The organism is Streptomyces yokosukanensis (assembly GCF_001514035.1).
Taxonomy (GTDB): domain Bacteria; phylum Actinomycetota; class Actinomycetes; order Streptomycetales; family Streptomycetaceae; genus Streptomyces; species Streptomyces yokosukanensis.
On the sequence record NZ_KQ948215.1, the window covers coordinates 242,293 to 265,421 of the forward strand.

Annotated in this window: 19 protein-coding genes, 1 pseudogene and 1 riboswitch; of the genes and pseudogenes, 12 read left to right on the plus strand and 8 right to left on the minus strand. The window is 72.8% G+C overall.

Features of this window, described 5'->3' with window-relative positions; genetic code table 11:
• Positions 1–7: 7 nt before the first annotated feature.
• The 6 genes from AQI95_RS25425 to AQI95_RS25450 all read left to right on the plus strand — a co-directional run bounded on the left by AQI95_RS25425 (position 8) and on the right by AQI95_RS25450 (position 4,861).
• Positions 8–1,156, plus strand: coding sequence for an acyl-CoA dehydrogenase family protein (locus AQI95_RS25425; protein ID WP_067128188.1), 1,149 nt, complete (start codon positions 8–10; stop codon positions 1,154–1,156).
• Positions 1,153–2,229 carry an enoyl-CoA hydratase/isomerase family protein gene (locus tag AQI95_RS25430; protein ID WP_067128191.1) on the plus strand — a complete coding sequence of 359 codons (1,077 nt, stop codon included), beginning with the start codon at positions 1,153–1,155 and terminating at the stop codon, positions 2,227–2,229. Before AQI95_RS25425 ends, AQI95_RS25430 begins: the two co-directional genes overlap by 4 nt.
• Positions 2,226–3,122 carry a 3-hydroxyisobutyrate dehydrogenase gene (gene mmsB / locus AQI95_RS25435; RefSeq protein ID WP_067128193.1) on the plus strand — a complete coding sequence of 299 codons (897 nt, stop codon included), beginning with the start codon at positions 2,226–2,228 and terminating at the stop codon, positions 3,120–3,122. Before AQI95_RS25430 ends, mmsB begins: the two co-directional genes overlap by 4 nt.
• A 66-nt stretch (positions 3,123–3,188) precedes the next feature.
• Positions 3,189–3,327: riboswitch (cobalamin riboswitch) on the plus strand.
• A gap of 35 nt (positions 3,328–3,362) precedes the next feature.
• Positions 3,363–3,584 (plus strand): CbtB domain-containing protein, encoded by a 222-nt coding sequence (locus AQI95_RS25440; protein ID WP_067128196.1) that lies wholly within the window; start codon positions 3,363–3,365, stop codon positions 3,582–3,584.
• Between the two features lie 21 nt (positions 3,585–3,605).
• Positions 3,606–4,358, plus strand: coding sequence for a CbtA family protein (locus tag AQI95_RS25445; RefSeq protein WP_067128199.1), 753 nt, complete (start codon positions 3,606–3,608; stop codon positions 4,356–4,358).
• 164 nt (positions 4,359–4,522) lie between these two features.
• Complete coding sequence (locus AQI95_RS25450; protein ID WP_067128202.1) at positions 4,523–4,861, plus strand: hypothetical protein; 339 nt, start codon at positions 4,523–4,525, stop codon at positions 4,859–4,861.
• Here the strand turns inward: AQI95_RS25450 and AQI95_RS25455 are convergent.
• A complete protein-coding gene (locus AQI95_RS25455; protein WP_067128205.1) occupies positions 4,840–5,457 on the minus strand; it encodes a histidine phosphatase family protein in 618 nt (205 codons plus the stop codon). The two genes, AQI95_RS25450 and AQI95_RS25455, sit on opposite strands and share 22 nt — an antisense overlap.
• 31 nt (positions 5,458–5,488) lie before the next feature.
• Positions 5,489–6,928 (minus strand): short-chain fatty acyl-CoA regulator family protein, encoded by a 1,440-nt coding sequence (locus AQI95_RS25460; RefSeq protein WP_067128208.1) that lies wholly within the window; start codon positions 6,926–6,928, stop codon positions 5,489–5,491.
• A 189-nt stretch (positions 6,929–7,117) separates the two neighbouring features.
• On the opposite strand from AQI95_RS25460, the gene AQI95_RS25465 reads away from it, so the two are divergent.
• The 3 genes from AQI95_RS25465 to AQI95_RS25475 are packed head-to-tail and all read left to right on the plus strand — an operon-like array spanning position 7,118 to position 10,678.
• Positions 7,118–8,626 carry an MmgE/PrpD family protein gene (locus AQI95_RS25465; protein ID WP_067128211.1) on the plus strand — a complete coding sequence of 503 codons (1,509 nt, stop codon included), beginning with the start codon at positions 7,118–7,120 and terminating at the stop codon, positions 8,624–8,626.
• A complete protein-coding gene (gene prpB, locus AQI95_RS25470) occupies positions 8,626–9,531 on the plus strand; it encodes a methylisocitrate lyase (RefSeq protein ID WP_067128214.1) in 906 nt (301 codons plus the stop codon). The genes AQI95_RS25465 and prpB overlap by 1 nt, the downstream gene beginning before the upstream one ends.
• Before the next feature lie 22 nt (positions 9,532–9,553).
• Entirely contained in the window at positions 9,554–10,678 is a 1,125-nt protein-coding gene (locus tag AQI95_RS25475) for a bifunctional 2-methylcitrate synthase/citrate synthase (protein ID WP_067128217.1), read from the plus strand.
• A gap of 66 nt (positions 10,679–10,744) precedes the next feature.
• On the opposite strand, the gene aceA is transcribed toward AQI95_RS25475, so the two are convergent.
• On the minus strand, positions 10,745–12,028 hold the full coding sequence (gene aceA / locus AQI95_RS25480; protein WP_067128220.1) for an isocitrate lyase: 1,284 nt from the start codon (positions 12,026–12,028) through the stop codon (positions 10,745–10,747).
• A gap of 376 nt (positions 12,029–12,404) precedes the next feature.
• On the opposite strand from aceA, the gene AQI95_RS25485 reads away from it, so the two are divergent.
• The gene (locus AQI95_RS25485; protein WP_067128223.1) at positions 12,405–13,799 is read left to right on the plus strand and encodes a short-chain fatty acyl-CoA regulator family protein; all 1,395 of its coding nucleotides are present in this window, start codon (positions 12,405–12,407) and stop codon (positions 13,797–13,799) included.
• A 29-nt stretch (positions 13,800–13,828) separates the two neighbouring features.
• Here AQI95_RS25485 and AQI95_RS45185 read toward each other — a convergent pair.
• From AQI95_RS45185 to AQI95_RS25495, 3 genes and pseudogenes are all read right to left on the minus strand, one after another.
• Positions 13,829–14,070, minus strand: a pseudogene (locus AQI95_RS45185) (GMC oxidoreductase); the annotation flags it as partial.
• 66 nt (positions 14,071–14,136) lie between these two features.
• The gene (locus AQI95_RS25490; protein ID WP_067128606.1) at positions 14,137–15,324 is read right to left on the minus strand and encodes a bifunctional class I SAM-dependent methyltransferase/NUDIX hydrolase; all 1,188 of its coding nucleotides are present in this window, start codon (positions 15,322–15,324) and stop codon (positions 14,137–14,139) included.
• A 47-nt stretch (positions 15,325–15,371) separates the two neighbouring features.
• A complete protein-coding gene (locus AQI95_RS25495; RefSeq protein ID WP_067128226.1) occupies positions 15,372–17,408 on the minus strand; it encodes an ABC transporter ATP-binding protein in 2,037 nt (678 codons plus the stop codon).
• Between the two features lie 484 nt (positions 17,409–17,892).
• Between AQI95_RS25495 and panD the strand changes: the two genes are divergently transcribed.
• Positions 17,893–18,312, plus strand: a complete 420-nt coding sequence (gene panD, locus AQI95_RS25500; RefSeq protein ID WP_067128229.1) for an aspartate 1-decarboxylase — start codon at positions 17,893–17,895, stop codon at positions 18,310–18,312.
• A 535-nt stretch (positions 18,313–18,847) separates the two neighbouring features.
• Here panD and gndA read toward each other — a convergent pair.
• Positions 18,848–20,287: an NADP-dependent phosphogluconate dehydrogenase gene (gndA, locus tag AQI95_RS25505; RefSeq protein WP_067128232.1), complete on the minus strand. Its 1,440-nt coding sequence runs from the start codon at positions 20,285–20,287 to the stop codon at positions 18,848–18,850.
• A 285-nt stretch (positions 20,288–20,572) separates the two neighbouring features.
• Here gndA and AQI95_RS25510 point away from each other — a divergent pair, with 285 nt between their 5' ends.
• A complete protein-coding gene (locus AQI95_RS25510; RefSeq protein WP_067128235.1) occupies positions 20,573–21,727 on the plus strand; it encodes a transglycosylase family protein in 1,155 nt (384 codons plus the stop codon).
• Here the strand turns inward: AQI95_RS25510 and AQI95_RS25515 are convergent.
• Entirely contained in the window at positions 21,717–22,991 is a 1,275-nt protein-coding gene (locus AQI95_RS25515; RefSeq protein WP_067128238.1) for a DMT family transporter, read from the minus strand. The genes AQI95_RS25510 and AQI95_RS25515 overlap by 11 nt on opposite strands.
• Positions 22,992–23,129: the final 138 nt, after the last annotated feature.

Genomic DNA, 23,129 nt, shown 5'->3' on the forward strand with positions numbered 1-23,129 from the left:
GTGCCGTATGACGACCACCCTGCTCACCGAGGACCAGCAGGCCCTCGTCGAGACCACCCTCGACTTCGCCCAGGACCATCTCGCACCGCACGCCCTGGACTGGGACCGCGACAAGCACTTCCCCGTCGACGTCCTGCGCAAGGCGGCCGGACTCGGCCTCGGAGGCGTCTACGTCCGCGAGGAGTCCGGCGGCTCCGGACTGAGCCGCGTCGACGGCGTGCTCGTCTTCGAGACCCTCGCCTCCGGCTGCCCGTCCATCGCCGGGTACCTCTCCATCCACAACATGGTCGCCTGGATGATCGACCGCTACGGCGACGACGTCCAGCGCGAGCGATGGCTGCCCCGGCTGTGCGCGATGGACGACCTGGCCGGCTACTGCCTGACCGAACCCGGCACCGGCTCCGACGCCGCCGCCCTCACCACCCGGGCCGTGCGCGACGGCGACGACTACGTCCTGAGCGGCGTCAAGCAGTTCATCTCCGGCGCGGGCGCCGCCCAGGTGTACGTCGTGATGGCCCGCACCGGCGGACGCGGCGCCGACGGCGTCTCCGCGTTCCTCGTCGACCGTGACGACCCCGGCCTCGGCTTCGGTCCGAACGAGCACAAGATGGGCTGGAACGCCCAGCCCACCCGCCAGGTCGTCCTGGACGGCGTACGGCTGCCCGCCGGCCGGCTCCTGGGCCGCGAGGGCGAGGGCTTCCGCATCGCGATGAACGGCCTGAACGGCGGGCGCCTCGGCATCGCGGCCTGCTCCCTGGGCGGCGCCCGCAGCGCCCTCGACCGCAGCCTCGCCCACCTCGCCGACCGGGAGGCGTTCGGCCGGCGCCTCATCGACGCCCAGGCGCTGCGCTTCCGCCTCGCCGACATGGCGACCGAACTGGCCGCCGCCCGCGCCCTGGTGCAGCAGGCCGCCCAGGCCCTCGACCGGGGCGACCCGCAGGCCCCGTACCTTTGCGCCATGGCCAAACGGTTCGCCACCGACACCGGATACACGGTGGCCGACCGCGCGCTCCAACTGCACGGCGGCTACGGCTACCTCAGCGAGTACGGCATCGAGAAGATCGTCCGCGACCTGCGGGTCCACCAGATCCTGGAAGGAACCAACGAGATCATGCGCGTCATCGTGGCCCGCGGCCTGACGGAGGCGTTCGGATGACCGGCACCGACGAACCCGTCCTCTTCCACACCACCGGCCGGGCCGCCCACATCACCCTCAACCGGCCCAGGGCCCTCAACGCCCTCACCCACACCATGGTGCGCCGCATCGACGAGGCACTGACCGCCTGGGAGCACGACCCGGCCGTCGAGACCGTGGTCATCACCGGCGCCGGGGAGCGCGGCCTGTGCGCGGGCGGCGACATCCGCGCCGTCCACGACGACGCCCGCGACGGCGACGGCACCGCCTCCGCCGCGTTCTGGCGCGACGAGTACCACCTCAACGCCCACATCGCCCGCTACCCCAAGCCGTACGTCTCCCTCATGGACGGCATCGTGATGGGCGGCGGCGTCGGCATCTCCGCACACGGCAGCGTCCGGATCGTCACCGAACGCTCGCGGGTCGCCATGCCCGAGACCGGCATCGGCTTCGTCCCCGACGTCGGCGGCACCTACCTGCTCGCCCTCGCCCCCGGCGAACTGGGCACCCACCTCGCACTTACGGGCGCGCAGATCGGCGCCGCCGACGCCCTGCTGTGCGGCCTCGCCGACCACTACGTCCCCTCCGCCGCCCTCGGCGCGTTCGTCGACGACCTCGCCGAGCTACCCGTACCGGACGTCCTCGCGTGGCACGTACAGCCCCCGCCGCAGGGGGAGTTGAGCGATCAGCGGGAGTGGATCGACAGCTGCTACGCCGCCGGCACGGTCGAGGAGATCGCCCACCGGCTGTTCGCCCACGGCGGCCCGGAGGCGAAGGAGGCGGCCGAGACCCTGATGGCCAAGTCGCCCACCGCGCTCAAGGTCACCCTCGCCGCCCTGCGCCGCGCCCGGCGCCTCGGTCCGCTGGAACGGGTCCTCGACCAGGAGTACCGCGTCTCCTGCGCCGCCCTGCGCACCCCGGACCTGGTGGAGGGCGTCCGCGCCCAGATCATCGACAAGGACCGCGACCCGCACTGGTCCCCGGCGACCCTCGTCGAGGTCTCCGACGCCGAGGTGGAGCGCTTCTTCGCCCCGCTCGGCAACCGGGAACTGGGGCTCGCCGGGCCCGGCCTCGCCCAGGAGGCGGCCTGGTGAGCAGGGCCGTCGCGTTCCTCGGACTCGGGCACATGGGCGCCCCCATGGCCGCCAACCTGGTCACGGCGGGCCACCGGGTGCGCGGTTACGACCTCGTGCCCACGCTCCTCGACGGCGCCGCGCGGACGGGGGTCGAGCCCGCGCCCTCGGCCCCCGACGCCGTCGCGGACGCCGACGTGGTCGTCACCATGCTCCCGGCCAGCCGCCACGTCCTGGACCTCTACGACGCCGTCCTCCCGGCCGCCCGGCCGGGCACCCTCTTCGTGGACTGCTCCACCATCGACGTCGCCGATGCCCGCACTGCCCACCAACGCGCGGACGCCGCGGGGATGCGGGCGCTGGACGCCCCCGTCTCCGGCGGCGTGGTCGGCGCCGAGGCCGGTACCCTCACGTTCATGTCCGGCGGGGGAGAAGCCGAATTCGCCGAGGCGAGGCCCCTGTTGGAGGCCATGGGCAACAAGGCCGTCCACTGCGGCGGCCCGGGCGCCGGACAGGCGGCCAAGATCTGCAACAACATGATCCTCGGCATCTCCATGATCGCCGTGAGCGAGGCGTTCGTCCTCGGCGAGAGCCTCGGACTGTCCCACCAGGCCCTGTACGACGTGGCGTCCACGGCGTCCGGGCAGTGCTGGGCGCTCAGCGTGAACTGCCCGGTGCCCGGGCCCGTGCCGGACAGCCCCGCCAACCGGGACTACCGCCCCGGCTTCGCCGCCTCCCTGATGGCCAAGGACCTCGGACTCGCCGCCGCCGCGGCCCGCGCGGGCGCGGTGCACACCGAACTCGGCCTCAGGGCCGCGGAGTTGTATGCGGCCTACGCCGAGCACGCGGGAGCGGCCGAGGACTTCTCGGGCATCGTGCGCACCATCAGGGACCGCAGCGGAGAGCCCGCGTGATCCCGGTTCGTGCGCGCACACCGGGAGAGGAAGATCACGTCGGCCGGAGGCGGTCTTGGCCATGCGCGCATCACGCGGTACGGTCTGTCCGATATCGACGACAGCGAGACGGAAGCCGGTGAGAATCCGGCACGGTCGCGCCACTGTGTGCGGGTCCCCCAGGGGGCTCGTGAGTCAGACCCGTGGCTGTCGTCCAGTGCACCACCGAGATGGGACGCGAACTCCCGAGGAGGTCCTGCCATGGCGCAGACCGTCGCCCAGCCGACAGCCACCACCGCCGTCGTTCCCGCCAAGTTGCCGCTGAAGGCGATTGCTCCCTGGGCGGTCTTCTTCGGCGTCCTGATGATGATCCTGCTCTACTTCGTCGGCGCCGAGCAGGGCGCCACCTCCGTGTTCAGCGGAACGGACGTCCACGAGTGGGTGCACGACGCCCGCCACCTGCTCGGTTTCCCCTGCCACTGACGCGAGGGACGCCGCACGCCCATGAATTCCGCAACCGTACGAAACCTTCTCGTACGGGGCATGCTCGCCGGCCTCGCGGCCGGCGTGCTCGCCCTGATCGTGGCATACGTCCTCGGTGAGCCGAACGTCGACAAGGCGATCAGCTTCGAGGAGGCCCACTCCCACGAGCACGAGATGGAAGTCGTCTCCCGCTCCCTGCAGTCCACCGCCGGACTCGCCACCGGTGTCCTCGTCTTCGGGGTCGCCTTCGGCGGCATCGCCGCGCTCGCCTTCTGCTTCGCACTCGGACGCGTGGGCCGCTTCAGCCCGCGTGCCACGGCACTGCTGCTGGCGGGCTGCGCACTGCTCACGGTGTACGTCGTGCCGTTCCTGAAGTATCCGGCCAATCCGCCGTCGGTCGGCAACCCCGACACCATCGGCAAGCGGACCACCCTGTACTTCCTGATGATGCTGCTCAGCGTCCTCCTCGCGATCGCCACCACCCTCCTCGGCAAGCGGCTTGCGCCCAGCCTGGGGACCTGGTGGGCGACGGTGGTCGCGGTGGCCGCGTTCGTCGTCGTGATCGCACTGGCCTACCAGTTCCTGCCGGTCGTCAACGAGGTGCCCAAGGAGTTCCCGGCCACCCTGCTGTGGCGGTTCCGGCTCTCGGCCGTGGCGATCCAGACCGTTCTGTGGGCCGGATTCGGCCTCGTCTTCGGCGAGCTGGCCGATCGGGTGCTGAACCCCAGGCCGGCGACGGCCGCGAGCAAGCAGGCGGTTCCGGCCGCGCACTGATTTCTTCCGGACAACAGAGGGCCCTTCGGAACTGTCCGAGGGCCCTCTGGCGTTCTCCGGACACCGACGCGCCGCCGTGCGCCGGCACGGGATCACCGGCGGGCAGCGGCGGACCGGCCGATCGGACGCACACGGACACCCGAGGCGAGGAGCGGAGGAACCGGATGGCCAGACCCCCTCAGCCCCGCCGTATCACCCTCGGTGGCCGCGACGCGGTCGCCCTCACCCCGCAGGAGTACGAGCAACTGATCGCCAGCCGACGGCAGATCGGCGGCCAGAGCGCCCGGGTACGGGTGCTCGCCCAGCAGGCGAAGCGCACGGAACGGCTCCTGCACGACCTGGAGACGCTGATAGCCACCGAAGCGGACGTCTGCCGAGCGCACGCCCACAGGCCGCCGGCGACGAACACCGACGGCGACGCCGTGCCGGGCGACGCCGACATCGGCTGCCTGCGGTGCGCGATAGCGGCCCTGCTGCGCCGTCACCGGGACCCGGCGGCCTGATCCGGGGCAAGGCACCGGTCGGCGTCCTGCGCGGTGAGCGGCCGTCCCAGCCGCAGATTCCACCGCCCGGCCCGCCCACTGAGTTCCGTGGCCGTCAACGGCGCCACGTCCAGCCGCCAGAACGAGGCTGCGGGCAGGCCGAGGACATGAACGACCGCGGCCCGCACGACCTCCGGCTCGACCACGGCGACCGTGCGGCCGTCCACGCCCCCGGCCGTGTCCAGCCAGCGGCCGATCCGCCCGCACAGGTCCCGCACCGACTCCCCGCCGTGGGCCGCCCAGCCGGGGTCGGTGAGCCACCGGCCCACCGCCTCCGGCTCGGCCGCTCCCACCTCGTCGAGCGTACGGCCCCGCCAGTGGCCCACGTCCAGAGCCGCCAGCTCCGGCGCCGGTGCGCCGGCGAGGCCGAGCGCCTCGGCCGTCTCGCGGCAGCGCACACTCGGGGAGAGGACCACCGCGGCGGCCGAGGGCAGCGATCCGGCCGCCGCACGGGCGCGGGCCGCGCCGACGTCGTCGACCGAGGCGCCGTCGTCGAAGCGTGCCTGCCGCAGCGACGGGCTCGTGGCGGGCGAGACGAGGGTGACGCGGCTGGTCACGTGGCTGCTCCTGCTCTCCGTGTCTTCGAGGTCATGAGGTCCGGGTCTGCACGGGGTACGGCACATACGTACGCCGGTCCGGATCGATGGCGAGGCGCCCGCCGGCCGGCGGACGGGCCCGCTGGGCGCAGTCCCGGCGCTCGCAGATCCGGCAGCCCAGGCCGATGGGGGTCGCGGCTCGCGGGTCGTCCAGGGCGATCCCCTCGGCGTACACGAGCCGGTGCGCGTGGCGCAGTTCGCAGCCGAGCGCGACGGCGAACTCGGCGCGCGGCGCGTGGTGCCCGAAGCCGCCCCGGGTGAGGGTGCGGGCGATCCAGAAGTACCGCTTGCCGTCCGGCATCTCGGCCACCTGCGTGAGTATCCGGCCGGGCGCGGAGAACGCCTCGTACACCGTCCACAGCGGGCAGGTGCCGCCCAGCCGGGAGAAGTGGAAGTCGGTCGCCGACTGCCGCTTGGAGATGTTGCCGGCCCGGTCGACCCGCAGGAAGGAGAACGGCACCCCCCGCCGCCCGGTGCGCTGCAAAGTGCTCAGGCGGTGGCAGACCGTCTCGAAGCCGACGCCGAAGCGGGCCGAGAGCAGTTCGATGTCGTAGCGGACGTCCTCGGCCGTCGTGTGGAAGGCCGCGTACGGCATGAGCAGGGCGCCCGCGAAGTAGTTGGCCAGTCCGATGCGAGCGAGCGCCCGGGACTGCGGTGAGGTCAGCTCGGCGGCGGTGTCGGCGAGCCGGCGCAGCAGGGGGCCGTGCTCCAGCAGCGCCAGTTGCGTGGCGAGCTGGAAGGCGCGCTGGCCCTCGCTCAGCCAGGGGGAGAGGAACAGCAGCCCGGAGTCCTTCTCGAAGCGGCGGGCGTCGGCCGACCGGCCCTGCGCCGCCCGGACCACCCGGACCCCGTGCCGTTCCGAGAGGCGCGACACGAGCGGGTCCGCGGCCCGGCCCGGGCGCAACGCCAGTTCCTCCGCGGTGAGTTCGCCCACGGTGTCCAGTGGCTCGAAGTGATTGTGCCGGCCGTAGAAGAAGTCCCGCACCTCGTCGTGCGGCTCGGCGGGCGGCAGCAGGTCGCCCGCACCCGGGGAGGCCAGGGCCGCCGCCTGTTCGGCCGTGTCGCGGTAGCGGCGGTGCAGGGCGACCAGGGCGCGCGCCAGCTCGGGGTGGGCGCGGGCGGCCTGGGAGACCTCCTCCTCGGCCGGCAGCGGCACCGCGCACGCCTCGTCGGCGAGCGCGCTCCGCAGATCGGCCGCGAGCCGGTCCTCCTCGGCCTCCGAGAAGAACTCCGTGTCGACGCCGAAGACTTCGGCGATCCGCAGCAGCACGGACGCCGTCAGCGGGCGCCGGCTCTGTTCGAGCTGGTTGGCGTAGCTGGTGGAGATGTCGAGGGCGCGGGCCATGTCGACCTGGTTCATACCGCGCTCGCGGCGCAGGCGGCGCAGTTTGGCGTGGGCGTAGATCTTCCGTTCGGCCGGCCGCCGGGCCATGCGCGCACCTCCTCGCCTCACCTGCCTCGCTTGCGAACATAGCATCCGCACAATTCGCAGCTTTCGCAGATTCGCAGCTCCTCGATGTACGGATTACGCACCGGGGAGTGGTGGCCCCATGGCCGGCCGCCGGGAAGGCTCAAGCACGTCCGCCCCGAGGCACAGCCACCCGACACCACGAGGAGTCCCGTGATCGAGCACCACGTCCGCGTCCGTCCCAGCGCCGACCGGCTGTCCCGCGAGGACCAGCTCGCCTGGAAGCTCGCCGCCGTGGCCACCGCCACCGAGGAACCCGACGCGCGCTGCACCGCCATGGCCGTCAACCGGGTGATCGACAACGCCTCGGTCGCCGTCGCCTCCCTGCTGCGCCGCCCGGTCGCCGCGGCCCGCGCCCAGGCCACCGCCCACCCCGCCGCCGAGCCCGGCGCCTGCGTCTTCGGCACCCGGACCCGGGTCTCCCCGGAGTGGGCGGCCTGGGCCAACGGCACCGCCGTACGCGAACTCGACTTCCACGACACCTATCTGGCCGCCGACTACTCCCACCCCGGCGACAACATCCCGCCCCTGCTCGCGGTCGCCCAGCACACCGGCCGCACCGGCGCCGACCTGCTGCGCGGCATCGTCGCCGCCTACGAGATCCAGGTGGCCCTGGTCAAGGGCATCTGTCTGCACGAGCACCGCATCGACCACGTGGCCCATCTGGGCGCGGCCACCGCCTGCGGCCTGGGCGCCCTGCTGCGACTGCCGACCGAGACGGTCTACCAGGCGGTCCAGCAGGCCGTGCACACCACCACCGCCACCCGTCAGTCCCGCAAGGGCGAGATCTCCAGCTGGAAGGCGTACGCCCCCGCCTTCGCCGGCAAGGCCGCGATCGAGGCCGTCGACCGCGCGATGCGCGGCGAGACCTCCCCGTCCCCGGTCTACGAGGGCGAGGACGGCTTCCTGGCCTGGCTGCTCGACGGCCCGGACGCCGACTACACCGTCCAGCTGCCCGAGCCGGGCGAGTCCCGCCGGGCCATCCTCGACACGTACACCAAGGAGCACTCGGCCGAGTACCAGGCCCAGGCGGTCATCGACCTCGCCCGGCGGCTGCGCGAGAAGACCGGACCGCCGGCGACCGTGCGCTCGATCGTCCTGCACACCAGCCACCACACCCACCACGTCATCGGCTCCGGCTCGGGCGACCCGCAGAAGTACGACCCCGACGCCGGCCGCGAGACCCTCGACCACTCGGTGCCGTACATCTTCGCCGTCGCCCTTCAGGACGGCACCTGGCACCACGAGCGCTCCTACGCCCCGGAGCGGGCCCGCCGCCCGGAGACCGTCGCCCTGTGGCGGAGGATCACGACCGTCGAGGACCCCGAGTGGACCCGGCGGTACCACGACCCCGACCCGGCCCGGCGCGCCTTCGGCGGACGCGCGGTGGTCACCCTGGCCGACGGTTCGGTGATCGAGGACGAACTGGCCGTCGCCGACGCCCATCCGGCCGGCGCCCGCCCCTTCGACCGGGCCGCCTACGCGGGCAAGTTCCGCACGCTCACGGACGGCATCGTCACCCCGGCCGAACAGGACCGCTTCCTCACCGCGGCCGAGCAGCTCGCCGATTCGGCCGCCACCGCCCTGGACGGGCTGTTCCCGGCGGTGGACACCCGCACCGTCGCCGCCTACGACGCCCGGCTCCCGAAGGGCCTGTTCTGATGCTCCACACCCGCACCACCCCCGCAGAACGCCGCCGGGCCCTGCGGGAACGGCTCACCGAAGACCGCCTGCTGCTCATGCCCGGCGCCCTCAACCCCCTTTCCGCCCGCCTCATCCAGGACACCGGCTTCGAGGCCGCCTATCTGTCCGGCGCGGTCCTCGCCGCCGACCTCGGCCTGCCCGACATCGGACTGACCACCTCGACCGAGATCGCCGCCCGGGCGCAGCAGACGACCAGGGCGACCGATCTGCCCGTCCTCGTCGATGCCGACACCGGCTTCGGGGAGCCGATGAACGCCGCCCGCACCGTGCAGCTGATGGAGGACGCCGGCCTGGCCGGGCTGCATCTGGAGGACCAGGTCGCCCCCAAGCGGTGCGGCCACCTCGACGGCAAGGCGGTCGTCCCACGGGCGGAGATGACCCGCCGGATCCGGGCCGCCGTGGACGCCCGCCGCGACCCGGACTTCCTCCTGATGGCGCGCACCGACGCCCGGGCCGTCGAGGGCCTTGCGGCGGCGACCGACCGGGCGAGGGCCTACGTCGACGCCGGCGCCGACGCGATCTTCCCCGAAGCCCTCGCCGACGAGCGGGAGTTCGAGGCCTTCCGCGGGGCGGTGGACGTCCCCCTCCTCGCCAACATGACCGAGTTCGGCAAGAGCCGCCCGCTCGACGCGCACACGCTGCACAACCTCGGCTACGACATCGCCCTCTACCCGGTCACCCTGCTGCGCCTGGCCATGGGCGCCGTCGAGGAGGGCCTGCGAACCCTGGCCGCGCAGGGCACCCAGCAGTCGCTGCTGCCCCGTATGCAGACCCGCTCCCGCCTGTACGAACTCCTCGGCTACGCCGACTACGCGGCCTTCGACTCGGCCGTCTTCGACTTCACGCTCCCGCCCGGCACCTGACGCACGCAACCGGAGGACCCCCATGACCATTCACCGCGGCCTCGCCGGTGTCGTCGTCGACACCACCGAGATCTCCACCGTCGTCCAGCAGACCAACTCCCTGACGTACCGCGGCTATCCGGTCCAGGAACTCGCCGCCCACCGCTCCTTCGAGGAGGTCGCCCACCTGCTGTGGTACGGCGAACTCCCCGACAGCGGACAGCTCCGCGACTTCCAGGCCCGGGAACGCGCCCAGCGCCCCCTGGACCGCAGCACCTCCGAGCTGCTGGCCCGGCTGCCCGAGACCTGTCACCCGATGGACGTGCTGCGCACCGCGGTGAGCTTCTTCGGCGCCGAGGACGCCACCGAGGACGACGGCAGCCCGGCCGCCCACCGCGCCAAGTCCCTCACCCTGCTGGCGAAGCTGCCCACCGTCGTCGCCGCCGACCAGCGCCGTCGGCGGGGGCTCGACCCGATCCCCCCGGATCCCGAACTGGGTCACGCCGAGAACTTCTTCCACATGTGCTTCGGCGGCGTGCCCGACCCGGAGGTGGTCCGCTGCTTCGAGATCTCCCTCGTCCTCTACGCCGAACACAGCTTCAACGCCTCGACGTTCACCGCCCGGGTGGTCACCTCCACCCTCTCCGACCTCTACAGCGCGGTCACCGCCGCGATCGGCGCCCTCAAGGGCCCGCTGCACGGCGGCGCCAACGAGGCGGTGATGCACATGCTGGCCGAGATCGGCGACCCGCGGCGGGCCGAGGAGTGGCTGGCACGGGCCCTGGCCGACCGGCGGAAGATCATGGGCTTCGGCCACCGCGTCTACCGGCACGGCGACTCCCGGGTGCCGATCATGCAGGACGCCCTGGACCGCCTGGTCGCCCGGGCCACCGACCCGGAGGCGACCCGCCTCGCCGCGCTGCACACGGCCCTGCGGCACGCCGTGCTCACCCACAAGGGCATCCACCCCAACCTCGACTACCCGGCCGGGCTCGCCTACCACCTGATGGGCTTCGACCCCCCGGCCTTCACACCGATCTTCGTGATGAGCCGCATCACCGGCTGGACCGCCCACATCACCGAACAGCTCGCCCACAACGCGCTGATCCGGCCCCTCGCCTCCTACGCGGGGCCGGACCAGCGGGCGGTCCCGACGGTGGCCGGGTAGCGCTCTCACCCCTCGTCGTACAGCGATGCGTGCCGCGCGCGAACTCGACGGAGGTGGCGACAGGGCCTAGTGGAACTGCTCCTCCTCCGTGGAACCGGCCAGGGCGGTGGTGGAGGACGCGGGGTTCACGGCGGTGGAGACCAGGTCGAAGTAGCCGGTGCCGACCTCGCGCTGGTGCCTGACGGCGGTGAAGCCATGGGCCTGCGCGGCGAACTCCCGCTCCTGCAGGTCGACATAGGCCGTCATGCCGTGCTCGGCGTAGCCGCGCGCCAGGTCGAACATGCCGTGGTTGAGGGAGTGGAAGCCGGCCAGCGTGATGAACTGGAAGCGGTAGCCCATCGCGCCCAGCTCGCGCTGGAACTTGGCGATCTGGTCGTCGTCCAGTGCGGCCTTCCAGTTGAAGGAGGGCGAGCAGTTGTAGGCGAGCATCTGGTCCGGGTGGCGGGCGTGCACGGCCTCGGCGAACTCACGGGCCTGCGCCAGGTCGGGCGTACCGGTCTCGACCCAGATCAGGTCGGCGTACGGGGCGTAGGCGAGCCCGCGCGCGATGACCGGCGCCATGCCGCCCCGGACGCGGTAGAAGCCCTCCGCCGTGCGCTCGCCGGTGACGAACTCGGCGTCGCGCTCGTCGACGTCGCTGGTGAGCAGATTGGCGGCGAGGGCGTCGGTGCGGGCGACGACGACCGTGGGCACGTCGGCGATGTCGGCCGCGAGACGGGCCGCGTTCAGGGTGCGGATGTGCTGCGCGGTCGGGACCAGGACCTTGCCGCCGAGGTGGCCGCACTTCTTCTCCGAGGCGAGCTGGTCCTCGTAGTGGATGCCGGCGGCGCCCGCCGCGATCATCGCCTTGGTCAGCTCGAAGGCGTTCAGCGGACCGCCGAACCCGGCCTCCGCGTCCGCGACGATCGGGGCGAGCCAGTCCGTGGTGTCGCCGGCGTCCTCGGCGGTGGCGATCTGGTCGGCGCGCAGCAGCGCGTTGTTGATCCGGCGCACCACCTGCGGCACGGAGTTGGCCGGGTACAGGGACTGGTCGGGGTAGGTGTGACCGGCCTGGTTGGCGTCGGCGGCCACCTGCCAGCCGGACAGGTAGATCGCCTGCAGACCGGCCTTGACCTGCTGCACGGCCTGGCCGCCGGTCAGCGCGCCGAGCGCGTGGACGTAGTCCCGCTCGTGCAGCTGCCGCCACAGCCGTTCTGCGCCGCGCCGGGCCAGGGTGTGCTCCTCGCGGACGCTGCCGGAGAGCCGGATCACGTCCTGCGCGGTGTAGGTGCGCTCGATGCCCTGCCACCGGGGATCGGTGGCCCAGCGCCGCGCGAGTTCCTCGGCCGCCTGCGTCCTCGTCTCTGCCATGACTGTCACGTCTCCTCGGTCTGTGTCGGTTGCCAAGCTCCCCGATCGAGAGATCAGAGGTGGCACTCTGTGTCCAACTCCTGAGGTGCGGCCCGCCGTCACCCGTATGGTCGGAGCTGAGCAATGCTGCCGGTCACGACCCCGTCGGCGCCGGGATATCCGATGTCAGGGCATGAATCGCACCCCGGTTCCGGGCGGTGGTCGCCGGTGTCCGGCGGGCCGCACTTGAACTCTGGCACTGGCACTGAGTGCCATCAACCGTGGACGTCTGCCAACTTCTGCGAATCTTCCGCTCACCGTCTGCCAAGTTTGCGAAGGGTGTGCGAGGACGTCGATCGCGTACGCTGAGCGGACACCGGACACGGGGGGCGAGCGGGTGGGCAAGACCTATGCGGGGGCGCGTCTGCGGCGGCTGCGTGAGGAACGGCGCCTGACCCAGGCCGAGTTGGCCCGCCTGCTCGAGATCTCGCCGAGCTATCTGAACCAGATGGAGCACGACTCCCGCCCGCTCACCGTGCCCGTCCTGCTGCGCCTGACCGAGGCCTTCGGGGTCGACCCGGGCTTCTTCTCCGAGCGCGACACCACGCGCCTGGTGGCGGACCTCAGGGAGGCGCTGGCCGGACAGCTCGCCGAGGCCCGGGTCTCCGCCGCCGACCTGACGGAACTCGCCGCCCGCATGCCCGCCGTCGCCCAGGTCCTGCTCGACCTCGGCCGTCGCAACCAACGGCTCGCCGAGCACCTCGGCGACGGCCGCGGCACCGACCCGGAGCAGCCCCGCTCACCCCATGAGGAGATCCGGGACTTCTTCTACCGCCGCCAGAACTACCTCCACGACACCGACCTCGCGGCGGAGGAACTCGCCCGGGACATCGGCATCCGCCCCGGCGAGGCCGTACCCGCCCTGACCGCCCGCCTCGCCGACCGCCACGGCGTCCGGCTGACCGGCGGGGCCGGCGAGCACCTGCACCACTACGACGCGCCGACCCGCACCCTCCACCTCTCCACCCGGCTGCGGCCCGGCCAGCGCGCCTTCCGGCTGGCGACCCAGCTCGCGCTGCTCGAACACGACGCCGAACTCGACCGCCAGGCCGCCGAGGACTTCGCGCCCGGCGCACCGGCCCACCGCCTGGCCCGCATCGGCATCGCCAACTACTTCGCGGCCGCCCTGGTCCTGCCGTACACCGCCTTCCACACGGCCGCCGAAGAGGAGCGCTACGACATCGAGCGCCTCACCGACCGCTACGGCCTCGGCTACGAGACCGTCTGCCACCGGCTGAGCACCCTCCAGCGGCCGCGTCTGCGCGGTGTGCCGTTCTCCTTCGTGCGCGTGGACCGGGCCGGCAACCTGTCCAAGCGCCAGTCGGCGACCGGCTTCCACTTCTCCCGGGCCGGCGGCACCTGCCCCCTGTGGAACGTCTACGAGGCGTTCGCCGCCCCCGGCCGGATCCATGTCCAGGTCGCCGAAATGCCGGACGGGCAGCGCTACTTGTGGACCGCGCGCGCCGTCACCCGGCACCGTGGCGGCTGGGGCGAACCCGGCAAGACCTTCTCCATCGGCCTCGGCTGCGAGGTCCGCCATGCCCACCGCCTCGTCTACTCCGACGGCCTCGACCTCGGCAGCGCCTGCGCCGCCACCCCGATCGGCATGGGCTGCCGCGTCTGCGAGCGCCTCCAGTGCCCGCAACGCGCCGCCCCGCCCCTCGGCCACCCGCTGCGCATCGACCAGAACTCCAGCACCTTCGTGCCGTACCCGGTGTCACCGCCGCCCTGAGGCCGCCCCGGCGGCCGTCGGGGACGCCGTCACCCGGCGACCGCCTCGGTGCCGTCGCCCGACCTGACCAGATCGGCCGCCTTCTCCGCGGCCATGACGGTGGGGGCGTTGGTGTTCCCGCGCGGCACCGTCGGAAACACGGACGCGTCGACGACACGCAGGCCCGCACGCCGAACACGCGCAGCTCGGGGTCGACCACCGCGCCGATGGCGCAGGTCGAGGTGGGGTGGTACACCGTGTGCCCCGACCGCTGTGCCCAGGCGAGGAGGTCCGGAAAACGCCTTTCGTGAAAGGCGCTTTCACGCCCCGAGATGCCGTACTCCTCGGGCCGGTGGGGTCAGGCCGTGGTGGGCGGGTGCGGGGCGGTCACGGGGGTGAAGCGGGCGGGGGCGTGGTCGATCGGCAGATCGGGGCGCCAGGCGGTGAGGATCTGGGCGCTGCACTCGAACAGTTCCGGGGGCAGGGCGTCCAGAGGCCACCAGCGCCAGTCCCCGACGCTCTCGTCGATCTGGTCGGCGGGCTCACCGCGCCACCGTGTGACGAGCGTGCCGAAGGTGACACGGACGACGTCGCCGACGTGGTCGAGGAGCATGCCCAGGAGGCGGACGTCGGTGGGGTCCGCGTACAGGCCTGTCTCTTCGGCGAGTTCGCGCACGACCGCCTCCTGCAGCGACTCGCCCGGTTCCACGGTCCCGCCGGGCAGTTCTCGCGTACCCAGCCGGTGCCGGCCCAGGAGCAGGCCCCGGGGGCCGAGCAGCACGGCGCCGACGCCCACCGCCGCGTGGGCGAGGGGCGGCTTCGCGGTACGGGGGCGGGCGGTGATCCGGGCCGGTCGGTGGACCTCGAACAGCCGGTACGAGGCGTGGTTGTCCTCCTGCGGCGCGTCGAGGACGCCGATGCCCTGCACCCTGAGCCCGTACTGCACGAGCAGGTCCTCCCACAGCTCGGGTGTGAGCACCCACATGTGCACGGTGAGGTCGTCGCCGTCGGCCAGGTGCAGGACCTCCGGGCGCGGGGTGACGGTCGAGGTGGGGCCGTCGCCGGCGGAGTTGGTGTGCAGCACGGTGAAGTACAGCCGGCCCCCGGGCTTGAGGGCGGTCGCCAGCGCGGGCAGGAGCCGGTGCGGATCGAGGAAGTGGAAGGTGCTGAGGGAGACGATCACGTCGTACGGCGCTGTCGTACCCAGGTGTTCTACGGCGTCGGCGTGGACCAGCCGCAGTCCCGGCACGTCGGGGTAGCGGGTGCGGGCCCGCTCGATCTGGGGGCGGGAGGCGTCGACGGCCTCCACCCGCGCGCCGTGGGCGCGGGCCAGGTGCGCGGCGTGCCGGGCCGGGCCGCAGCCGAGGTCCAGGACCCGCAGCCCCCTGAGGTCCCCGAGGATGCCGTCCCCCGGCCCGTCGGCCGACGGGCCCCAGGCGATCCGGTCGACTTCCGGCAGGGGCGTACCGCGCCGCCGGTGGTGTGTCCCGTAGGCCTCCCAGGCGAGGCGGGTCTGTCGTTCGATGTCCAACACGGTTGCTCCCATGGCGAGTTCGGGGGTGGAGCGCGTGGCAGCGCGGTACGTCGGGTCGGTCACGCGGGGTCGGTCGCGGGCGGTGGCCATGCGGCGCCCGCGTCGGAGGGTGAGGCGGGGTGCGGGACGGCGGGTGACGTCGGGTGCGGGACGGTGGGTGCCGGCGCGTACTGGGCGGCCTGGGCGTCGAACATCGCGGCGTAGCGGCCCCGGGCGGCCATCAGCTCGTCATGACTGCCCTGTTCGGCCAGCCGGCCCCGGTGCAGGACGTAGATGCGGTCGGCGTGCCGGACACCGGACATGCGGTGGGTGACGAGGACGACGGCGCGGTTCGGGGCGGCGAGCCGGCGGATGCGGTCGAAGGCGGCGATCTCGGCCTCCGGGTCGAGGGCGGAGGTGGGCTCGTCCACGACGAGGACGCCGTCGGCCGCCGAGGTGGAGCTGCGCCAGTGGGTGCGGGCCAGCCCGATCTTCTGCCACTCGCCGCCGGACAGTTCGCTGGCACCGCGGAACATCCGGGCCAGCAGGCTCCGCAGGCCGTCGGGGAGTTTGTCGACGACGGGCCCGGCCCCGGCGTAGTCGACGGACGGCTGCAGGTCCTCGTGCCCGGCCTCGTGGACGGGGCGGCCGATCCGGATGTTCAACGCCGCCGTGACGGGCCAGCGTTGGAAGTCCTGGGTGAGCAGCGCGACCCGCTCGAAGAGACGGGAGCGGTCCAGGGCGGCCATCTCGGCGGCACCCCACAGCACGGTTCCGCTCTGCGGCAGCAACAGGCCCGACAGCACCTTCATCAGCGTGCTCTTGCCGGAGCCGTTCTCGCCGACCACGGCGGTGACCGAGCCCATGGGCAGCGTGAGCGATACGCCGTCCAGGGCAGGGGTGTCGCGGTCCGGGTAGTGGTAGGTGACCTGGTCGAGGGCCACCTGTTTCACCCGCGTCGGGACGGCATCGCCCCCGAGAGGGATGGCCCGCCGGGCGGCCTCGTCCAGGAAGCGGGAGTGGTCGCGGACGTAGAGGGACTCCTCGTGCAGCTGGTTCACGTTCATCACCAGCGCGCCCAGGCTCGCCGAGCCGGAGCGGACGGCGATGACCGCGGTCCCGGCCACGGCCAGACTCATGTGCCCGCTCATGATCAGCAAGAACATGGTCCCGTACGTCGCCGCCATGGCCAGACCGGACATCGCGGCGGCGACCCACTCCGTGGCGGCCTTGCTGGAGGCCAGCCGCTCCTGCTCGGCCTCGGCGCTCTCTGCCATGCGCTCGTACCGGCTGAGCAGGAACGGACCCACGCCGTGGACACGCACCTCCTGGGCCGCGCTGCGCTCGGTGAGCAGATTGCCGATGAGGCGGCTGGCCCGTACGTGCTCGATCCAGCTCATCACCGACACATATCGCTCCTGCGCCACCCGCATGGCGCCCCAGCCGCGGGGGGCGGCGATGAGGATCAGCATGGGCAGCAGGACCGGGTGCAGGACGGTGAGCACACCGGCCGTCGCGATCAACGAGATGGTGCCGTTCAGGGCGGCTACGCACGCACTGATCATGCGGCGGGCGGAAGCCGGACCGTACTGGGCGACGTCGACCAGCCTGCGGAAGTCCGGGTCCTCGATGGCCTCCAGCTCGACCGAGGCGGCGGCGGCCAGGTACTGAGTGGTGGCGATCCGCTCGACGACCGGTTCCAGGCGGCCCGCCCGGGAGGTGGACCATCCGGCCAGAGCCGAGTTGACCACCGCGATCCCGGCGGCGGCCAGCAGGCCGGGCAGCACCGCGTGCAGCCGTTGCCCGGCCGTTCCCGAGCCGAGCAGTGCGTGCATGACGGCATTGACCGCGAGGAGACCGACGGCTGCCGCGCCCCCTTGTCCGATCTCGCTGACGGTGACGGCGAGCAAGGCACGCCGGTCCGCCTCCCACGCCATCCGTAAGGTGGTCCCGACCAGCCTCGGCATCGAGCGCAGGGCGGACAGCATGGTCAGGTCGAGCCACGCGTGCTGGTGCTCGGACCATCCCGTGTCGTAGCGCAGCGGACCCCCGAACAGCTCGCGTTCGGCATCGGAGACCTGGGGCTGGACCATCCGCACGCGCCCGAAGAACCTCATCACAGGACACCTCCCCGAACCTGGCGCCGGCAGCGTGCGGAGCGCGGGGCGGAAAGCGGGGGGCGTTCGAATACGGCGCCAGGATCCACGGGGGTGGGCACAGGATTCACGGGGTCCTCCGAATGGACGCACGAGGGGTACTGGTGCTCTAACAACGGCCCCCGGATGGGCCTGTCACGGTCGGAACCGGGGCAGATCGTGGACGTATGTTCTATTGGGCGGTCGAGGTCAAGCGGGCTTTGCCCGGGGGTGTCCCCGCGTCGCTCGAACAGCGTGGATCACCCCTTCGAGGTATTGCGGGGGAGAGGCCGTCGGCGGGCACGTCCGCACGGTCCACGGTGGCCGGCGTCCGACCGCATTCGGTCAACATCGGTCCTGGAAAACCCGGGAGGAGCAGCCCGGGCGCGCGACTGGCTGTAGTGTGTGGAAACAGCCCTTGACCTGCAAAAACGCAGGCAGGGAGCCTATCTGCGGGAGTACACCGATGTTGCGTACCATGTTCAAGTCCAAGATCCACCGTGCCACCGTCACCCAGGCCGACCTGCACTATGTGGGATCGGTGACCATCGACGCCGATCTGCTCGACGCCGCCGACCTGCTGCCGGGCGAGCTGGTGCACATCGTCGACATCACCAACGGCGCCCGCCTGGAGACCTACGTCATCGAGGGCGAGCGTGGATCCGGGGTGATCGGGATCAACGGCGCGGCGGCCCACCTCGTGCACCCCGAAGACCTGGTGATCATCATCAGCTACGCCCAGGTCACCGACGCCGAGGCGCGGGAGCTGAAGCCGAGGGTCGTGCACGTCGACGCCGGCAACCGGATCGTGTCCCTCGGCGCCGACCCCTCCGAGCCCGTGCCCGGCACCGAGCAGCGGCGCAGCCCGCAGGCCGTCCGGGCCTGACCGGGAGACCGAGGCCGCCGGCCGCACCGGACGGATCCGTCCCCGCCTGTGCCGAGCCGGCGGCTCATCCCGCCCACATCGCGCCGACGGCTCACCCCGTCGGGTGAGTGGTCGCGCGGGGGCCGGGTACGCGGGGGAGTAGTCCAGAGGCGACGTCCCGTGACTGCCCGGAGGACACCCATGACCCATCCGTTCCCCGACCCCGTCCCACCGGGGCCGGCTCCCGGCCCCGGGCCCACCCCGCCGGACCCCTACCCGAGCCCGGTGCCGCCGCCCGAGCCGGCTCCCCAGCCCACCCCGCCTCCACCGGACCCCGCCCCGACGCCACCGCCGCCGCCCCCGGGACCACCGGAGCCGTCACCGTCCCCGATCCCGCCGGGCCCGGAGCCCGTACCGAACCCCGAACCCGGCCCTCCGCTCACTTGAGGGGCGCGCGAGACCTCAAGCGCACAAGGCCTCACGCACCCAAATCCTCAGGCGGGCAGACCCACTGCGCCCGCCAGGCCCACTACGCCCGCCACGCGCAGTACGCCGGCTACGCCGAGACCTCCGACCGGTCCCCACCCCACAACGTGTGGAACGACCCCTCCTGGTCCACCCGCCGATACGTGTGCGCCCCGAAGAAGTCCCGCTGCCCCTGCGTCAGGGCCGCCGGCAGGCGAGCCGCCCGCAACGCGTCGTAGTACGCCAGCGCCGCCGCGAACCCCGGCGTCGGAACACCCTGCCGCACCGCCGCGATCACCACCTCGCGCCAGTCGTCCTGCGCGCCCGCGATCTCGCGCGCGAACGTCTCGTCCGACAGCAGGCTCGGCAGATCGGCGCGCGCGTCGTACGCCGCGCGGATGCGGTCCAGGAACGCCGCCCGGATGATGCAGCCGCCCCGCCAGATCGAGGACACCGCGCCGAGGTCGATGTCCCAGTCGTACTCCTCGCTGCCCGCGGCGATCTCGTGGAAGCCCTGGGTGTACGACACGATCTTGGACGCGTACAGCGCCTGCTCCACGCGGTCGGCGAAGGCCGCCGCCTCGTCCTTGCCCAGCGGCACCGCCTTCGGACCCGCCAGGCCCTGCGAGGCCTCGCGGAGCGCCGCGTGCCCGGACAGTGAGCGGGCGAAGACCGCCTCGGCGATGCCGGACACCGGAACGCCCAGGTCGAGGGCGATCTGCACCGTCCAGCGGCCGGTGCCCTTCTGCTCGGCCTGGTCGACGACCACGTCCACGAACGGCTTGCCGGTCGCCGCGTCCACGTGGGACAGCACCTCGGCCGTGATCTCGATCAGGTACGAGTCGAGACGGCCCGTGTTCCACCTGCGGAAGATCCCCGCGATCTCGGCGGGGGAGTACCCGGCGACATCGCGCAGCAACTGGTAGGCCTCGCCGATCAGCTGCATGTCGGCGTACTCGATGCCGTTGTGCACCATCTTCACGAAGTGGCCGGCGCCGTCGGGGCCGATGTGCGTCACACAGGGCGCACCGTCCTTCGCCTTCGCGGAGATCTTCTCCAGCATCGGGCCCAGCGAGTCGTACGACTCCCTCGGGCCGCCCGGCATGATGCTCGGCCCGTGCAGCGCGCCCTCCTCGCCGCCGGAGACGCCCATGCCGACGAAGTGGATGCCCTGCTCGCGCAGCGCCTTCTCCCGGCGCCGGGTGTCCGCGAAGTGCGCGTTGCCGCCGTCGATGATCATGTCACCGGGCTCCAGCAGCGGCGCGAACTCCTGGATCACCGCGTCCGTCGGCGCCCCCGCCTTCACCATGATCACCAGGCGGCGCGGACGCTCCAGGGCCGCCACGAACTCCTCGGCGGTCTCGGCCGCGATGAAGTCGCCCTCGCCGCCGAACTCCTCCACCAGCGCCTTGGTCCGCGCCTCCGTACGGTTGTGCACGGCGACCGTGTAGCCGTTGCGGGCGAAGTTCCGGGCGAGGTTGCGGCCCATGACCGCGAGGCCCGTGACACCGATCTGCGCTGAAGTGCTCATACCGCCTGCTCCCTAGCTGCCTCTGAACTACGGCTCCGTCAGTACGGGCCCCTGAGGGCCTGCCGCAGCCCATCCTGACGTGCCGCTACGGTGAGCGCACATCCGACCCGCCACGCTCATGTACGGAGCGAGGGCGCCCCAGGCCTCAGTCTTCGGCCGATCAGGCCAAGCAAGGGCCGTTCCCGGCCACTTGGGCGGCGGGAGCGGCCGATTTTCCGTCTTGTCATGGCCTGTTCGCGGCGCATACTTTTGCCCCTCCTGACGCATGCCGAGGGGAAGTCGGACATGGCCGTACGCGGCCGGCACCGCCGGTACCAGCCGAACAGGATCAACCGCGCCTCACTCACCGTCACGGCGGGCAGCGCCGGCCTCGCGCTCCCCCTGGTCGCCGCCGGCACGGCCGACGCGGCCGACGCCTCCACCTGGAACAAGGTCGCCGCCTGCGAGTCCAGCGGCGACTGGAGCATCAACACGGGCAACGGCTACTACGGCGGGCTGCAGTTCACCCAGTCCACCTGGGAGGCCTACGGCGGCACCCGGTACGCGCCGCGCGCCGACCTCGCGACCAGGGACCAGCAGATCGCCGTCGCCGAGAAGGTCCTCGACGGGCAGGGGCCCGGCGCCTGGCCGGTGTGCTCGGTGCGGGGCGGGCTCACCCGGGGGGACGCCGACCCGGTGGGACACGCGGAGAGCGTGCACACGGACAGCGCCGCTGCCCGGCCCGTGACCGCCGGTGAGAAGCACACCGTACGGGACGTCCGGCCCCAGACCACCCCGCAGTCCCGCGCGGGCCGGACCGAGATGTACACCGTGGTGCACGGCGACACGCTCTCCGGCATCGCCGACGAACACCACGTCCACGGCGGCTGGCACGGGCTCTACGCCGGCAACCGCACGACCATCGGCGCCGATCCCGACCTCATCCTGCCGGGCCAACGGCTCAGCCTGCGCGGCACGACGGCCGGCACCAAGTCCCCCGAGAAGAAGGCCCCTTCGGAGCACAGGGCCGCGCCGCGGCGGACCAGGAGCACCGGCCGCACGCTCGTCGCGCCGGTCGAGGCGCCCATCGGCACCGGCTACCGGGTGGCCGGCTCGCACTGGTCGAAGGGCTACCACACCGGTGTCGACTTCCTCGTGCCCACCGGCACCTCCGTGAAGGCCGCCGAGGCCGGGCACGTGGTGGCCGCGGGCTGGGGCGGCGCGTACGGCTACCAGGTGGTGATCCGGCACGCCGACGGCCGCTACACCCAGTACGGCCATCTGTCGGCCATCTCGGTGCGGATCGGGCAGGACGTCGGCGCGGGCCGGCGCATCGGCCGCTCCGGAGCCACCGGGAACGTCACCGGTCCGCACCTGCACTTCGAGGTACGGACCGGACCGGGCTTCGGCACCGACATCGACCCGCTCGCCTATCTGCGGGCCGGCGGCGTCAGGATCTGACCCACGTACGGTGGCGGTCCAGGAGCGTCGGCGGCACATGGACGCCCATCGGCAGCACGGTGAACGACGCGGTGAACGAGGAGGGGAGCGCGCCGGTCGGCGGTTCGCCGCCGGCGATCTCCTGCTCGGTACCGCCCGGCCGGGCCCCGCGACCGTCACCCGGTGCCGGTACGAGCAGGTCCCGCAGCGCGGGTCCGTCCAGATCCCGCAGCACGGGCTTGTCGGACACGCCCCCGGGCCCGGCCTCGGCCTTGTCCTCGGCTTCGGCCCTGCCTTCGGACGACGGGGCCGGCTCGGTCCGCGCCGCCGCGTCCACCGCCGTCCCCCGGTCCTCCGCGGCCGTGCGCTGCTGCGGCACGCCCACGAGGGCTTCCGGCCCGGCGGAAGCCGGATCCGGGCCGACCGCGGTCGGGGCCGGGGCGGAAGGCGCCTCGCCGCGGGTGATCCGCTCGGTCGTCAGCATGATCAGACCGCCCGCCGTCACCGCTCCGCAGCACAGGGCGAGCACGGTGCCCGTGGCGCCGTGGCGGAACGTCTCGCCGAACATCAGAATGCCGACCGCCGCCGCCAGCACCGGATTGACCACGGTGAGCGTGGCCAGCGGGGCGGCGAGGCCGCCGCCCCGGTAGGAGGCCTGGGACAGCACCACGCCGGCGCCGGCGAACAGGCCGATCACCGCGAGCGAGGGCAGGTCGTCCAGGTCGATGCCGTGCGTCCAGTCCTCGGCGACGGTCTTGGTGAACACCGACGACATGCCGAACGCTATGCCGGAGGCGGTCGCGAGCAGCACGCTGCGCACCGCCGGATGCCGGTGCGCGGCCAGACCCGCGCACATCAGCGCCACCACCGCGCCGCCGGTCACCACCGCGACCGCGACCCGCTGGGCCGTGTCGAGCGAGTGGGCGTCGGAGGAGCCGACCACGGACAGCAGACCGGCGAGGCCCACCGTGGCCATGACGGCGCCGCGCCAGGCGGTCGCCCCGGCGCGGCGGCCGACGAACAGCGCCGCCATGGGCAGCGCGAAGACGATGGTCAGCGCGCCGAGCGGCTGGACCAGGCTCAGCGGGCCGTAGGCCAGCGCCACCACGTGCAGCACCCCACCGAGGGCGTTGAGGGCCAGCGCCCCCCACCAGCTCGGCCGGCGCACCGGCATGTACGCGCTGTCCGGGGAGGACACCGCCACCTGCTCCTGCACGATCGCGCCGGCCGCGTAGGCGAGGGCGGACACGAACGACAGGACCACGGACAACGCGAGGGCGCTCATCCGCGTCTCCTCTGCGTGAGGCCGCGGCCCTGAGCCCGGCGCGGCGTACGGTCGACAACCATGGCCAACACTCTGCCCGTCCGCGTCCTTCCCGTCGTCGTCCCTGAGCACGCAATGCGTCCTACTGCCGATGGAGTA